The 14,246-nt window shown below is 39.4% G+C and carries 12 protein-coding genes; 8 read left to right on the top strand and 4 right to left on the bottom strand.

Features of this window, described 5'->3' with window-relative positions; genetic code table 11:
- Positions 1 to 162: 162 nt before the first annotated feature.
- Positions 163 to 363, bottom strand: coding sequence for a PTS ascorbate transporter subunit IIC (locus QM959_RS07135; protein WP_000796544.1), 201 nt, complete (start codon positions 361 to 363; stop codon positions 163 to 165).
- A gap of 2 nt (positions 364 to 365) precedes the next feature.
- The gene (locus QM959_RS07140; protein WP_414372357.1) at positions 366 to 1,373 is read right to left on the bottom strand and encodes an SPFH domain-containing protein; all 1,008 of its coding nucleotides are present in this window, start codon (positions 1,371 to 1,373) and stop codon (positions 366 to 368) included.
- Between the two features lie 184 nt (positions 1,374 to 1,557).
- On the opposite strand from QM959_RS07140, the gene ilvD reads away from it, so the two are divergent.
- On the top strand, positions 1,558 to 3,261 hold the full coding sequence (gene ilvD, locus QM959_RS07145) for a dihydroxy-acid dehydratase (protein ID WP_414372359.1): 1,704 nt from the start codon (positions 1,558 to 1,560) through the stop codon (positions 3,259 to 3,261).
- A 69-nt stretch (positions 3,262 to 3,330) separates the two neighbouring features.
- Positions 3,331 to 3,477: a hypothetical protein gene (locus tag QM959_RS07150; protein WP_247935446.1), complete on the top strand. Its 147-nt coding sequence runs from the start codon at positions 3,331 to 3,333 to the stop codon at positions 3,475 to 3,477.
- Here the strand turns inward: QM959_RS07150 and QM959_RS07155 are convergent.
- Complete coding sequence (locus QM959_RS07155) at positions 3,474 to 3,815, bottom strand: metal-sulfur cluster assembly factor (protein WP_001204052.1); 342 nt, start codon at positions 3,813 to 3,815, stop codon at positions 3,474 to 3,476. The genes QM959_RS07150 and QM959_RS07155 overlap by 4 nt on opposite strands.
- A 123-nt stretch (positions 3,816 to 3,938) precedes the next feature.
- Between QM959_RS07155 and rgg the strand changes: the two genes are divergently transcribed.
- A complete protein-coding gene (rgg, locus tag QM959_RS07160; protein ID WP_414372361.1) occupies positions 3,939 to 4,787 on the top strand; it encodes a quorum-sensing system transcriptional regulator Rgg in 849 nt (282 codons plus the stop codon).
- A 124-nt stretch (positions 4,788 to 4,911) separates the two neighbouring features.
- Here rgg and QM959_RS07165 read toward each other — a convergent pair whose 3' ends face one another.
- Positions 4,912 to 5,034 (bottom strand): hypothetical protein, encoded by a 123-nt coding sequence (locus QM959_RS07165; RefSeq protein WP_414372425.1) that lies wholly within the window; start codon positions 5,032 to 5,034, stop codon positions 4,912 to 4,914.
- Positions 5,035 to 5,146: 112 nt separating this feature from the next.
- Between QM959_RS07165 and QM959_RS07170 the strand changes: the two genes are divergently transcribed.
- The 5 genes from QM959_RS07170 to pgfM1 all read left to right on the top strand — a co-directional run bounded on the left by QM959_RS07170 (position 5,147) and on the right by pgfM1 (position 14,183).
- Positions 5,147 to 6,394, top strand: coding sequence for a transporter (locus QM959_RS07170; protein ID WP_414372363.1), 1,248 nt, complete (start codon positions 5,147 to 5,149; stop codon positions 6,392 to 6,394).
- A gap of 77 nt (positions 6,395 to 6,471) precedes the next feature.
- Positions 6,472 to 7,752: a histidine--tRNA ligase gene (gene hisS / locus QM959_RS07175; protein WP_414372365.1), complete on the top strand. Its 1,281-nt coding sequence runs from the start codon at positions 6,472 to 6,474 to the stop codon at positions 7,750 to 7,752.
- Between the two features lie 716 nt (positions 7,753 to 8,468).
- The gene (locus tag QM959_RS07180) at positions 8,469 to 10,187 is read left to right on the top strand and encodes an Ig-like domain-containing protein (RefSeq protein WP_414372367.1); all 1,719 of its coding nucleotides are present in this window, start codon (positions 8,469 to 8,471) and stop codon (positions 10,185 to 10,187) included.
- A 74-nt stretch (positions 10,188 to 10,261) separates the two neighbouring features.
- On the top strand, positions 10,262 to 11,221 hold the full coding sequence (gene pgfS, locus QM959_RS07185) for a glycosyltransferase PgfS (protein WP_247935451.1): 960 nt from the start codon (positions 10,262 to 10,264) through the stop codon (positions 11,219 to 11,221).
- A gap of 22 nt (positions 11,222 to 11,243) precedes the next feature.
- On the top strand, positions 11,244 to 14,183 hold the full coding sequence (gene pgfM1 / locus QM959_RS07190; protein WP_414372368.1) for a glycosyltransferase PgfM1: 2,940 nt from the start codon (positions 11,244 to 11,246) through the stop codon (positions 14,181 to 14,183).
- The last annotated feature ends 63 nt before the right edge of the window (positions 14,184 to 14,246 follow it).

The following is a 14,246-nucleotide window of genomic DNA, read 5'->3' on the forward strand; positions in this document are numbered from 1 at the left end:
ATGAAATCAAGCATTAGTAAAACCAGTGGAACTTACCCTGACACGGATTTCCACTGGTTTTTACGATTTTTATCAGACTAACTTCCACTTTTATTGGCGATGGAAGTTAGTTTGGGAATTTAGCAAAATTCTCCTATCCGACACGGCAGACAGGAGAAGGTGTTAAATATCAATCTCAAATGGTTCGTCAATAGTTTCTGATACGTATTTTCCGTCTTTCTTCCGTTGCTTGACACATTCTGTGAGGAGATATTCGATTTGCCCATTGACTGAACGAAAGTCGTCTTCTGCCCATGATGCGAGTGCAGCGTATAACTTTGTTGAGAGTCGAAGGGGAATCTGCTTTTTTTTAGCTTCAGCCATCTTTAGTAAAGACTTCCTGTGTTGACAATTGGTTGTGCATCATGATTGCCACAGAGAACGACAAGGAGATTTGAAACCATGGCAGCTTTTCGTTCTTCGTCAAGTTCAACCAACTCTCCTTCATTGAGACGTTCCAGTGCCATTTCAACCATTCCTACAGCGCCGTCTACAATCATCTTACGTGCATCAATAATGGCTGATGCTTGTTGACGTTGAAGCATAACGGCAGCAATTTCCGGTGCATAAGCTAGGTAAGTAATACGTGCTTCAAGGATTTCCAAGCCAGCATCCTCTACACGACTTTGAATTTCTTCACGAATACGTTTAGCTACAATCTCACTAGAACCACGGAGGCTTCCTTCATCCGCTTGCCCATCACCTGTAGTATCCACATTCGGAGACACATCGTAAGGATAAATGCGGACAATATTACGAAGGGCGCTATCACACTGCAATGAGAGATATTCTTTGTAGTTATCTACGTTGAAGACTGCTTTGGCTGTATCGACAACTCTCCAAGTTACCGCAATTCCGATTTCAACAGGGTTACCTAAGCAATCGTTAATCTTTTGACGAGAATTGCTCAAGGTCATAACTTTGAGAGAAATCTGTTTCTTGCCAATTTCAATGTTTACATCATTGCCATTTGATGATTTCATCCCTGAAAAAGGAGTTTTTGTGCTAACATCACCACTTTGACCAAGTCGAGTGTGGATTGCAGGATTGACCGCTATACTGAAGGGATTGACAAAGTAAAAGCCAGGTTCTTTGATGGTACCTGTATAGTTACCAAAGAGGGTCAAAACCAATGCTTCCTGAGGTTTGACAACTTTTAAACCAGCATGAGCTAGAGCTGCAATTAAGATTAATAAAAGCCCGATAATAATTCCAAAAACGTTTTCCGAACCAACACCCATGATAAATATAAAGAAACCAAGTACGAGTGCCAACTCGATAAGTATCAACGCTACTACACCATTTGGTTTTGAATTGATTAGTTTTTCAATCATCAGAATGACCTCCTGTTTTTGATATCTAAATGATATCACTTTAATTTTAAATGTCAATAAAAAAATGCAATCTTTTTTAAGAGGAATTCAATGTATTGAATTTTCTGAAAATTCAAGAATTTTCTTCTGTTATTCATGCGAAAAATGTGCTATAATGGTAAAAACTGATATGAGAGGGAACATAATGACAGAATTAGATAAACGTCACCGCAGCAGCATCTATGACAGCATGGTAAAATCACCTAACCGTGCCATGCTTCGTGCGACTGGTATGACAGATAAGGACTTTGAAACACCGATTGTGGGAGTCATTTCCACTTGGGCTGAAAATACACCATGTAACATTCACTTGCATGATTTTGGGAAACTGGCTAAAGAAGGTGTCAAATCTGCGGGAGCTTGGCCGGTACAGTTTGGAACCATTACCGTAGCAGACGGGATCGCTATGGGAACGCCTGGTATGCGTTTCTCCCTAACGTCTCGTGATATCATTGCGGACTCTATCGAAGCAGCTATGGGTGGTCATAACGTCGATGCATTTGTAGCTATCGGTGGTTGTGACAAGAACATGCCTGGTTCCATGATTGCCATTGCCAATATGAATATCCCAGCTATTTTCGCTTACGGTGGTACTATCGCCCCTGGAAAACTGGATGGCAAAGACATCGACTTGGTTTCTGTATTTGAAGGAATCGGTAAGTGGAATCACGGCGATATGACAGCAGAGGACGTGAAACGTCTGGAATGTAATGCCTGCCCTGGCCCTGGTGGTTGTGGTGGTATGTATACTGCCAATACTATGGCTACTGCTATCGAAGTTTTGGGTATGAGTTTGCCAGGTTCTTCTTCTCACCCAGCTGAATCTGCTGATAAAAAAGCAGATATCGAAGCAGCCGGTCGTGCAGTTGTCAAAATGCTTGAACTTGGTATCAAACCTTCAGATATCTTGACTCGTGAAGCCTTTGAAGATGCCATTACAGTGACAATGGCTCTAGGTGGTTCTACTAACGCCACTCTTCACTTGCTTGCTATTGCCCACGCAGCTAATGTTGACTTGTCACTTGAGGACTTCAATACGATCCAAGAACGTGTGCCTCACTTGGCCGACTTGAAACCTTCTGGTCAGTATGTCTTCCAAGACCTCTACGAAGTCGGTGGTGTCCCTGCGGTTATGAAGTACTTGCTGGCAAATGGATTCCTTCACGGAGATCGCATCACATGTACTGGTAAGACTGTTGCTGAGAACTTGGCTGACTTTGCAGATCTGACTCCAGGTCAAAAAGTCATCATGCCACTTGAAAATCCAAAACGTGCAGACGGTCCGCTTATCATCTTGAACGGGAACCTTGCTCCTGACGGTGCGGTTGCTAAAGTATCAGGTGTTAAAGTGCGTCGTCACGTTGGTCCAGCTAAGGTCTTTGACTCAGAAGAAGATGCTATTCAGGCCGTTCTGACAGATGAAATCGTTGATGGCGATGTAGTCGTTGTTCGTTTCGTTGGACCTAAGGGTGGTCCTGGTATGCCTGAGATGCTGTCACTTTCATCAATGATTGTCGGTAAAGGCCAAGGAGATAAGGTTGCCCTCTTGACAGACGGACGTTTCTCTGGTGGTACCTATGGTCTGGTTGTTGGACATATCGCTCCTGAAGCTCAGGATGGTGGACCAATTGCCTACCTTCGTACTGGCGATATCGTTACGGTTGACCAAGATACCAAAGAAATTTCCATGGCCGTATCTGAAGAAGAACTTGAAAAACGTAAGGCAGAAACAACCTTGCCACCACTTTACAGCCGTGGTGTCCTTGGTAAATATGCCCATATCGTATCATCTGCTTCTCGTGGTGCCGTGACAGATTTCTGGAATATGGACAAGTCAGGTAAAAAATAAACTTAAAAAGCAAGCCAACTTCGGCTTGCTTCTTTTCATCTTCAAAAGTAATTTACCTGCTTATACTCAATGAAAATCAAAGAGCAAACTAGCAAGCTAGCCGCAGGTTGCTCAAAACAGTGTTTTGAGGTTGTGGATAGAGCTGACGAAGTCAGTAACCATATCTACGGCAAGGCAACGCTGACGTGGTTTGAAGAGATTTTCGAAGAGTATTAACGTGGTGGCAATCCAAGGGCAATACGGCCGTAGCGACTGATTCGTGTAATCTTCCAAGCAGGCGACCAGGTAACTTCAACCTTGACATCTTCGATACCCTCGATTTGTTTCAGACCTGCCACAATTTCGATAGGCAAACTTTCGGCACAATCGCAGGCAGTATCGGTGAAGGTCATGACAATCTTACAGAGACCTGTTTCGTCCAGATTGATTTCATAAATCAATCCTAGATTGTAAACATCTAATTCCACATCTGTATCAAAAACCTTCTCTAGTTTTTCGATAATTTGGTCTTGCAAGGCCAAAGCACGGTCATTGATTTTGATATCGTCTCTCATAGCAGTCCCTCCACCTGATAAATATCCTCTATTTTCTCATAATTCTGACAATTTGGCAAGTTTTTGATGAATTTTCTGAAAAATATGATAAAATGAAGAAAATACGGAATCAAGGGGAAGTCTATGGAGCAGATTGGAAAAGTCTTTAGACAATTACGAGAGTCAAGAAATATCTCGCTGAGACAGGCGACTGGGGGACAATTTTCTCCGTCCATGTTGTCCCGATTTGAAACTGGTCAGAGTGAGCTTTCGGTGGAAAAGTTTTTGTTTGCCCTAGAAAATATATCTGCCAGTGTAGAGGAAATACTCTTTCTGGCAAGAGGTTTTCAGTATGATACTGATTCTGAGTTGAGAAAAGAAATTACAGATGTCTTGGATCTAAAGAATATAGCACCTCTCGAAGACTTGTATCGCAAGGAGTATCAAAAGCATGCCCATTCTCAAAACAAACAGAAACATATTCTAAATGCCATTATGATCAAGTCTTATATGAAGAGCATGGATGAAAGCGTAGAGTTAACGGCAGAGGAAGGGAAAGTCCTTCATGATTACCTGTTTTCTACCGAGATTTGGGGAATCTATGAACTCAATTTGTTCTCAGTCAGTTCTCCCTTTTTATCTGTTTCTCTTTTTATTAGATATGTACGAGAAATGGTAAAATCTGATTTTCTAATGGAAATGTCTGGTAATCGAAACCTTTTTCACACTATACTATTGAATGGCTTTTTAGCTAGCATTGAGTGTGAAGAATTTACCAATGCCTATTATTTTAAACGTGTCATAGAAGAGCATTTCTACAAGGAAAATGAAACCTATTTCCGAATTGTCTATTTGTGGGCAGAAGGTCTTCTTGATAGCAAGCAAGGTAGAGTCAAGGAAGGCCAGAAAAAGATGGAAGATGCTGTCCGTATTTTTGAGATGCTAGGCTGTAACAAATCTGCCGAATACTATAGAAAAACTTCCGATTGTTGAATATCTGCAAACTAAGAAAATAATTTAAAATTTGAAGTGATAGAACTGTTGAGCTCTCTCGGGCCATCAAAGAAGTTCTATCGTTTTTTTTGCTTATACTCTTCGAAAATCTCTTCAAACTACGTCAGCTTCCATCTGCAACCTCAAAGCAGTGCTTTGAGCTGACTTCGTCAGTTCTATCCACAACCTCAAAATACTGTTTTGAGCAACCTGCGGCTAGCTTCCTAGTTTGCTCTTTGATTTTCATTGAGTATTATTTTGTGTGTTGCATATATTCAAAAGTTTTTCCTCTAAAATTTCTTAGTGCTATACTATAGTCATATTTAATATAGGTATTAGAACAAGAAGGGAGATTACCTATGAAACTATTGTTTAGAAATCAAGCTTATCGACTCTTGACTTTGTCACGCTTCTTCAATGCTTTTGGTGCTTCGATTTTCAACCTGGTTTTTATCGTCTATGCATCGACCCTGCCACAAGCATCTTTTGCTGTTGCTATGGCAAATGTTGTGATGATGCTTCCGACTCTCTTTACAGTTTTTGTAGGGATTCGTGCAGATTACACGAGGGACAAGGTCAAATGGATGGTCTATAGCGGTTTGTTTCAGGCAGTTTTATTTTTTCTAGCAGCCCTAGTTGTTCAGCAAGCTAGTCTCTTTGCCTTTTCTAGCCTGTGTTTAATCAATGTCATTAGTGATGTCATCAGTGATTTTGCTGGTGGCTTGCGAATGCCTCTTGTTAAAGAAAAAGTAGCAGAGCCAGATCTGATGGAGGCCTATTCCTTTTCGCAGTTTATTACCTACATCTCTGCGATTGGTGGGCAGGCTTTCGGAGTTTGGCTATTAGGGCTGTCGACACAGAACTTTTCGCTCGTTGCAGGAATCAATGCCTGTTTTTTCCTCGTATCAGCCTCTGTTCTCTTTTTAGGAAAAAGCAAATTGAGCCTGTCAATTTCATCTGCTGATGGCGAATCACTAAAAAATGAGAATCTTCCTATCAAAGACCAGTTCCTAACGATTTATCGAAATTTACGTCTTGTTTTTCTTAAAAGTGGACAGAAAAACTTTGGTTTTATGCTCTTTGCTGTTTTGCTTATCAATGCCTTGGGTGGCGCTTTGGGTGGAATTTATAATATATTCTTTTTGAGCCATTCACTTTTGGATTTTTCTTACACAGAGGCGTTATTTATCAGTCAATTCTGTGCTTTGTTAGCAATCATCATCAGTAGCCTTACGGGCAATGATTATGTTGGGAAACAGTCCTTGCCTAGATTGATGATGTGGGCGACTGTAGGACTCAGTCTAGTTGGTTTAGCTAACGTATTCAATCAAGTCGTGCTTGGTTTGCTATTTCTCTTTTTAACTCTGTATGTGTGTGGTAAAGTTACACCAAAGATTAGTGCCATGCTCATGAAAAATCTAGCTCCAGAGGTTTTAGCTCGTACCAGTAATTTTTTAGGCTTATTGTTTACCTTATCCGTACCTGTGGGAACAGCTTGTTTTTCACTTGTAGCCGTATGGAATATACAGTTGACTTGGATGCTATTTGTTGGTCTTTCCTTGCTAGCTATTTTTTTGACAGTTCTTAATCTCAAAAATGATATCTAAATCCTAATTTTTTTCTTACTGTTTTAATCTCTTTATTTATGGTAAAATAAGACTATTAAGTTTAAAGAGGATTCCCTATGAAATTACAAAAACCAAAAGGAACACAGGATATTTTACCTGCTGAGTCTGCCAAGTGGCAGTACGTTGAGGGCTTTGCCCGTGAGATTTTCAAGCGCTATAACTATGCAGAAGTGCGCACGCCTATTTTTGAGCATTACGAGGTCATCAGTCGCTCTGTCGGAGATACAACGGATATCGTAACTAAGGAAATGTATGACTTTTATGACAAGGGTGACCGCCATATTACTCTCCGTCCAGAAGGAACTGCACCCGTTGTCCGTTCTTATGTGGAAAATAAACTCTTCGCCCCCGAAGTGCAAAAGCCAAGCAAGTTCTATTACATGGGCCCTATGTTCCGTTATGAGCGTCCACAGGCAGGGCGTTTGCGCCAGTTCCACCAGATTGGGGTTGAGTGCTTTGGCTCTAGCAATCCAGCTACCGATGTGGAAACCATCGCTATGGCAGCCCATTTCTTGAAAGAAATCGGCATCCAAGGTGTCAAATTGCACCTCAACACTCTTGGAAATCCTGAGAGTCGTGCAGCCTACCGCCAAGCCTTGATTGACTATTTGACACCTCTCAAGGAGACCTTGTCTAAGGACAGCCAGCGTCGCTTGGAGGAAAATCCTCTTCGTGTCTTGGACTCTAAGGAAAAAGAAGATAAGGTAGCAGTAGAGAATGCACCGTCTATCTTGGACTTCCTTGATGAAGAAAGTCAAGCTCATTTTGATGCTGTGCGTCAAATGTTGGAAAATCTTGGAGTAGACTATATCATTGACACCAATATGGTGCGTGGTCTGGATTACTACAACCACACCATTTTCGAGTTTATCACTGAGATCGAGGGCAATGACCTGACAGTCTGTGCGGGTGGTCGTTACGATGGTTTGGTTTCTTACTTTGGTGGCCCTGAAACTGCTGGATTTGGTTTTGGACTTGGTGTAGAGCGCCTGCTTCTCATTCTTGAAAAGCAAGGTGTGGCTCTCCCTATCGAAAACGCCCTAGATGTTTATATCGCAGTCTTGGGAGACGGGGCAAATGTCAAAGCTCTAGAACTAGTACAAGCTCTTCGCCAACAAGGTTTCAAAGCAGAGCGTGATTACCTCAACCGTAAACTCAAAGCTCAGTTCAAGTCGGCCGATGTCTTTGCAACTAAGACCCTCATTACCCTAGGAGAGAGCGAAGTCGAAAGCGGACAAGTAACGGTCAAGAACAATCAAACTCGAGAAGAACTAGAAGTTTCACTTGAAACTATTAGCAAAAATTTCTCAGAAATCTTTGAAAAACTAGTATTTTAATAGTAGAATAATGAGTCAGGATATCAGTCCTGGCTTTTTTGAAGCAATTACTAGTTGGAAGAACTTAGCAGTTAAAATGATTTAAATAATATTTAAAAATAGAAGAAAACATCCAAGTAGAAGAACTCGATTGTGAAAAGCAAACGATTAAAAAGCCTGAACTTGCTAAAGGTACACAAGTTTTTCTGCAAAAAAGTAAATAAGGTAGACGACAAGATGCGTGTCGCTGGTTCCTTAAGGATGGAGTGGAGTTCAAGAAAGAATTGATTCGCTCAGAAGAGCCTGAGCAAGTCCAAACCGATATCATTGAAATCGGAATATTGGTAGAAGAACAGATTCAAGAACCATCAGTACAGGTTTGCTAGCATCCCAATGGCTTCATCTCCTAAACAGGATAGGCAGATGAACTCATTGGGAGTTTCAAATCAAGAATCTCAAAAAGTTGAAGTTCCAGTAGTTCAAGGACAGCTCTTGTCAGAGATAGGGGAACAGTCAAGTTTGCTATGATCACTATATGGTTTCTTAATCCTATTCTTAACAATGTTGGGAATAAGTAATAAAAAGAAAGATATGTAATTTCAGTGTATTAGAAATAATTTGATTATAAATAATGCTAAATTGTTATTTTGTTAATGATATTTTCAATACATATTAATTTCTTGAATTTCTTGTAAAAAAATGCTATTATATGCTTGATAAAATTAAAGGAGATGGTAATGCATAATCTAACAAAGAATTCTATGCGTATGTTTGCATTTGTTGGTATGCTTGTATTATCTTTGACAATACTTACAACAGTATTTTCGTCTGATATTACAAATTATACTAACAAGACGGCTATTACAGTGGATGGGAAACCATTGACAGCTGACACTGAGGTTGTTACTGGAAAGACCATGGAAGCTACAAATACAATTTCTTTCCCAGATTCTCAGAAAATTAATGAAGGGGATACCCTTGTTCTTGACCTTCCTAAGGAATTAGGTTTAGTAACTAAGTTAGAATTTCCAATTCTGCATAGTGACGGTCAGGTAGTTGCTAATGCCGTTACTGATCCAAGTACACAAAAAGTAACCATTACATTTACGGACTACTTTTCTAAGAACTATCAAGACAAGGTTATGGCTTTAAAGTACTCTGTACGTCCTAATACAGTTACTTTGACAAAGCCAGGGAAATATACATTTACGTTTGGAACTGAACAATATACTCTCAATTACCAAACTGATACGGGTGAGATAGGTGACTATGAAATGAAATATGGTTACCAAGATTCTGAAAATCCTAAACGAATCAAATGGCGTATTCTATTAAATGCTGTTCAAGATAAGCTAGATAACATGGTTATCAAAGATGACTTTAGCGATAACGGACAAGTTCTTGTAGAAGGTTCTCTTCGTGCTGTTCGTTATGCAACTCAACCACAGAAAATTCCTAATGAAGCTGCGCTTCTTAAATTGGAACCAATTGATAACTTTACTAAAAAAGCTGAATTTACACGAAATTCTGATGGTAAAATCACAGGCTTTACAATTAACTTCGGTGATAACTGGAATTGGGCTATGTATATTGAGTATACAACGGAATTAGCTTCAGAACTTCCTGCGGGAACTAATGTTAGCAATTTATTAGACTGGTCAGCAACAAACTTCACTAACCCTCGCTCAATCACTGCTTTGACAAGATTGGAAAGTGGTTCAGGTACTGGTAGTGGTGGTAAGACTACAACAACCACAACTACGACTACGTCAACTACAACAACCACAACGAAGGAGCCAACGACAACTTCAACAACTACAACGAAGGAGCCAACGACAACTTCAACAACTACAACGAAGGAGCCAACGACAACTTCGACCACTACAACGAAGGAACCAACGACAACTTCGACCACTACAACGAAGGAGCCAACGACAACTTCAACAACTACAACGAAGGAGCCAACGACAACTTCAACAACTACAACGAAGGAACCAACGACAACTTCAACAACTACAACGAAGGAGCCAACGACAACTTCGACCACTACAACGAAGGAGCCAACGACAACTTCGACCACTACAACGAAGGAGCCAACGACAACTTCGACCACTACGACGAAGGAGTCAACGACAACTTCAACAACTACAACGAAGGAGCCAACGACAACTTCGACAACCACAACGAAGGAGTCAGGAACAGATACTAAACATCCTACGAATCAAGACGGATCACAAGTAATAATTCCGTCAGAAGAGACTTCTACAAAGGGAACAAGCAATTCAACAACAGAAAATACTAATCAACCTACAACTCAGAAAGGATTAAAAAATACAGAAAAGGGACGTAAACTTCTCCCTCAAACTGGTGAAACAGTTGGAGCAGGTTTAGTCATTGCGGGTATCGTAATCCTATCTGGTACAGTTGTATTGAAACGTAAACATTCTAATAAATAATAGATAAGTATTTTTAGAGAGGAGAGAGCGTGGCTCTCTCCTTTTTGAAAAAGTAAATATAATGGAGCATTTAGATGAAACTTTCAATTCTTATCACACTTTTAAATGAAGAATTAGTTCTAGCCCAAACACATAAAGCTATTTCGGAACAACTCAATAGTATGCTCTCTTCAGAACAACTATCTGAGTATGAAATTCTTTATATCGATGACGGGAGTAGCGATAAGACTCTGGAGCTAATTGATAGCATTGCAAGCGAAAATCCAAACGTGAAGTATATCAGCTTTAGTAGAAATTTTGGACGTGAGAGTGGTATTCTTGCTGGCTTTAAATATGCAACTGGGGATGCTGTTATGGTAATGGATGGAGATTTGCAACATCCACCCTACCTAATCCCTCTCTTTGTAGAAGCATATAAGGAGGGGTACGATATTGTTAGCGGCCAAAGGAGTAGAGAAGGTGAATCTGCAGTAGGTAGTTTCTTTGCTCGTTGTTTTTACGCATTTTCAAATCATTCAATGGATGTTAAGCTTACCGACGGGAAATCCGAGTTACGTTTATTAAGTAAAAGAGCTGTCGATGTATTTATTTCTCTGCCAGAGTACAATCGATTTAATAAGGGGCTATATGAATGGATTGGTTTTAAAGAGAAGGTCATTCCTTATAAGAATGAAGTTCGTAAGGCAGGAAAAAGCAAATTTGGTTTTAAAAAGTCTTTGAACTATGCAGTGCATGGTCTCATTTCTTTTAATGATCGTCCACTTAGGATTTGTATCCAGTTTGGTTTTATTAGTATGGCTCTGTCCTTACTCTACATTGTTTATGAGTTTTGTAAATTCATCGTTTCTTCAGATTATACGAGTGGTTATTTCACTACAATAGCAGCAATCATTTTGTTTAGTAGTGTTCAACTTATCTTTATAGGTGTACTTGGAGAATATATTGGGAAAATATACTATGAAGTGAAGCAGCGTCCTCATTTTATTATTGATAAAACCAATATTGCTAGAGCTAAAGAAGATAAGATTGGTTAAAATTACATGGGAGAAATCAATAATGCACAATTGGTTAATGTACTGGCAAGAATTTAGAAAAAAACATTCTAAAGCACTACTATATATGATGAGTGCTTTGTTACCGATGATGACCATGTTAATTGTTTGGTTTTTCATGGGTAGCTATCCATTTGGGAACAAAAGTCTGATGGCAGTTGACTTTGGTCAACAGTACATTAGCTTTTTTGGTTTATTAAAGAATGCCGTTTTATCAGGTGATTTAAGTAACCTAAGCTATTCCTTTACCAAGTCTCTAGGTGGAGACATGATAGGAGTTTTAGGCTATTACTTGATGAGCCCTTTTAATATTTTTTATATTCTTATCCCCTTCAAACACTATGGTTTAGCAGTATTTCTGACCATTTGGCTCAGATATGGATCAATCGGCCTTTCTTTCTCTTACTTCCTTATTAAGCGTTATAAGGGAGCAGATTCACGTTTGTGGTTAGTGCCCTTATTTTCAACAGCCTATGCTCTTTCGGGGATGCTCGTTTCCTATCAGATGAACGTTATTTTCTATGACGCGATGATCATGCTTCCTCTGGTTATTGTCTATCTTGAAAAATTGTTAGATGGAGAAGCACCTTATCCATATGCCTTTGTATTAGGTTTAACAGTTCTCCTCCAATTCTATATGGGCTACATGATTTCAATTTTTGTCGTGTTGTATGCCTGTTATTATGTGTCTCCTCGTTTCTCAATTGAAGGTGATTTGAAACAAAAATTAAAGACCTTTATTCACCCATTGTTTAAGACCTTCATCTACTCTGTGCTCGGAGTAGCAACAGCTTCAATCTTGCTAGTTCCTGTATTTTTCAACTTGCTTGAAAGCAAGGGGCAAGTAGGAGATGGAATGCGATTTTCTTTTGCCTTTCAGATTAATCCTTTAGATATATTGTCGAAATTATCTATCGGAGGATTTGACACAACATCAGGCTGGTCAGCTGGTCCTAATTTACCGAACATTTATATCGGAGCACTCGGCTTTATCGGTTTTATCTTATTCTTTTCATCAACTAAAATCTTGAAGGAAAGAAGATGGTCAGCTGGAATCGTTACCCTCGTCTTCCTAATTTCTTTTGTTAACGAATTTGTTAGTAAGATTTGGCACATGGGGCAAAATCCTGCAGGTTTCTTCTTCCGCTTTTCATGGCTTTTCTCTTTCTTTATGCTAATTTTAGCTTATCAGGTTCTGAAAGAGAAGATTGAGACTTCCCGACAGGGGAAACTGATTTCAATTGCCCTTCTAGTACTTTCAGCAATCTATCTTTATACCAAGGAATTCACCTACCTTCCAAAAAAACAACCGGAAAATTTGACCCAGTTTATTTCCAGCAACTATGTCATCTTTTTACTTCTTCTTGTGATTGGAACAGGTGCAGGTTTCTACCTTTATTGGGATAGATCCTCCAAAACTCTAAAAGAGAAAAAAATACGCTTGCTGATTGCGACAGTAGTCATTTGTACTTTAGTTGTATTATTGCAAATGGGCTATCTTTTCTCTCAGGTAGTCCTAACCCTAATTGTCTATCTAGTCATTCTTGCTTTATTACGTCCGAGAATGACTCGATTAGCAGTTGTCTTACTATCAACGCTGACGATATTTGAACTAGGATACAATGCCTACTTATCACAGGTGACCTTGAGTTACGCAGATGTAGATAAATTTGTAGATGCAACGGTATCTGTAAAACGTGTAACTGATAACATTCAAGAAAATGCTGATCGACCTTTCTATCGAATAGCAACCACTTTTGCATATTCACGGACTTTCCCATCACTTGTGGGTTATCCAGGCTTAAGTACCTTCAGTTCGAGCTTGGAGCGTACGACGATGGACCAATTCGCTTATATGGGTGATTTGGGGATCAATGCTGCGACTGAATACGAAAATGGGACTCCTCTAACCGATGCTCTGTATGGTATCCGCTACTACATGGATATTAAGGATATTGACCAAAAAGAAAAAGATGCTCATCCTGAAAAGATCTACTTCAATCGCTTTGCAAGTCGATATGACATGAATCGTTACTTCACAGAGAAAGTCTATGAAGACGAACGCTATATTGTCTATAAAAATCCTAATTCATTCCCACTAGCATTTGCAATAAATGATTTAACGAGAAATATCAACTTTGGTACCAATAATGCTGTGAGGAATCAAGATATCATACTTAACTCTATGGAAGGTGTCCAAAAGAATCAAGAGAATTATTTAGAGTACTTTAAACCACTTGCCTTTGGAGAAGTCGAGACAGAAAATCTAGTGGAAGAAGAAGTGAATATAGAAACTGGAACAGCTATTTATAACCGCGAGGATTCGAGTAAAGAAGCTATCATTCGTTATCGAATTACTCCTCAGACTGATTTGACCTATTACTTCTTTGTACCGGCTTCACTCAATTCAGATAAAGAATACTCTGTCCTATTAAATGGTAAATGGTTGACTCATTCCAAGAGAAATACCCAGCGACAACTTTGGCAGATTGCAGACAATGCAAGTGGTCAAGAAATTGTCTTAGAGTTTCGATTTAAAACGGATAAGGTAGATATGTCAAATGTTGGTGTCTATCGAGCAGAAACTAGTCAAATTCAAAAAGTATTGGAAAACCGTAAAGCCCAAGGGATGCAAGTCGAGAAGTTTTCAAATACCCATATCGTAGGTTCTATTGATATTACTGATGATAGCAAGTTTATGATGACCTCGATTCCATTCAGTGAGGGTTGGAAAGTGAAAGTAGATGGTAAAGATGTACCGACGTCGAAAGCTTGGAATAGTTTTTTATCCTTCCCAATCACTTCTGGACAACATAAAGTTGAATTTGTATTCTCACAAAAAGGTACTTTGCTTGGATTCATCTTAAGCTTGGTAAGTGTAACAATCTTATACATAGATAGAAAATATTATCATAAAAAAGCTAAGCTTACCACTCAAGATTAAAAAAATGAGGAAGAACGAGTTTCTTCAAACTTAGCTAAGAACATGGTCAGGATCTTACTCCTG

It is taken from the genome of Streptococcus mitis, from assembly GCF_047459985.1.
Lineage (GTDB): Bacteria > Bacillota > Bacilli > Lactobacillales > Streptococcaceae > Streptococcus > Streptococcus mitis_DZ.

What these genes read in the sequence shown, in the direction of transcription:
- QM959_RS07135 (WP_000796544.1), bottom strand. Translation starts at nt 363, where the DNA reads ATGGCTGAAGCTAAAAAAAAGCAGATTCCCCTTCGACTCTCAACAAAG.
- QM959_RS07140 (WP_414372357.1), bottom strand. Translation starts at nt 1,373, where the DNA reads ATGATTGAAAAACTAATCAATTCAAAACCAAATGGTGTAGTAGCGTTG.
- ilvD (WP_414372359.1), top strand. Translation starts at nt 1,558, where the DNA reads ATGACAGAATTAGATAAACGTCACCGCAGCAGCATCTATGACAGCATG.
- QM959_RS07150 (WP_247935446.1), top strand. Translation starts at nt 3,331, where the DNA reads ATGAAAATCAAAGAGCAAACTAGCAAGCTAGCCGCAGGTTGCTCAAAA.
- QM959_RS07155 (WP_001204052.1), bottom strand. Translation starts at nt 3,815, where the DNA reads ATGAGAGACGATATCAAAATCAATGACCGTGCTTTGGCCTTGCAAGAC.
- rgg (WP_414372361.1), top strand. Translation starts at nt 3,939, where the DNA reads ATGGAGCAGATTGGAAAAGTCTTTAGACAATTACGAGAGTCAAGAAAT.
- QM959_RS07165 (WP_414372425.1), bottom strand. Translation starts at nt 5,034, where the DNA reads ATGAAAATCAAAGAGCAAACTAGGAAGCTAGCCGCAGGTTGCTCAAAA.
- QM959_RS07170 (WP_414372363.1), top strand. Translation starts at nt 5,147, where the DNA reads ATGAAACTATTGTTTAGAAATCAAGCTTATCGACTCTTGACTTTGTCA.
- hisS (WP_414372365.1), top strand. Translation starts at nt 6,472, where the DNA reads ATGAAATTACAAAAACCAAAAGGAACACAGGATATTTTACCTGCTGAG.
- QM959_RS07180 (WP_414372367.1), top strand. Translation starts at nt 8,469, where the DNA reads ATGCATAATCTAACAAAGAATTCTATGCGTATGTTTGCATTTGTTGGT.
- pgfS (WP_247935451.1), top strand. Translation starts at nt 10,262, where the DNA reads ATGAAACTTTCAATTCTTATCACACTTTTAAATGAAGAATTAGTTCTA.
- pgfM1 (WP_414372368.1), top strand. Translation starts at nt 11,244, where the DNA reads ATGCACAATTGGTTAATGTACTGGCAAGAATTTAGAAAAAAACATTCT.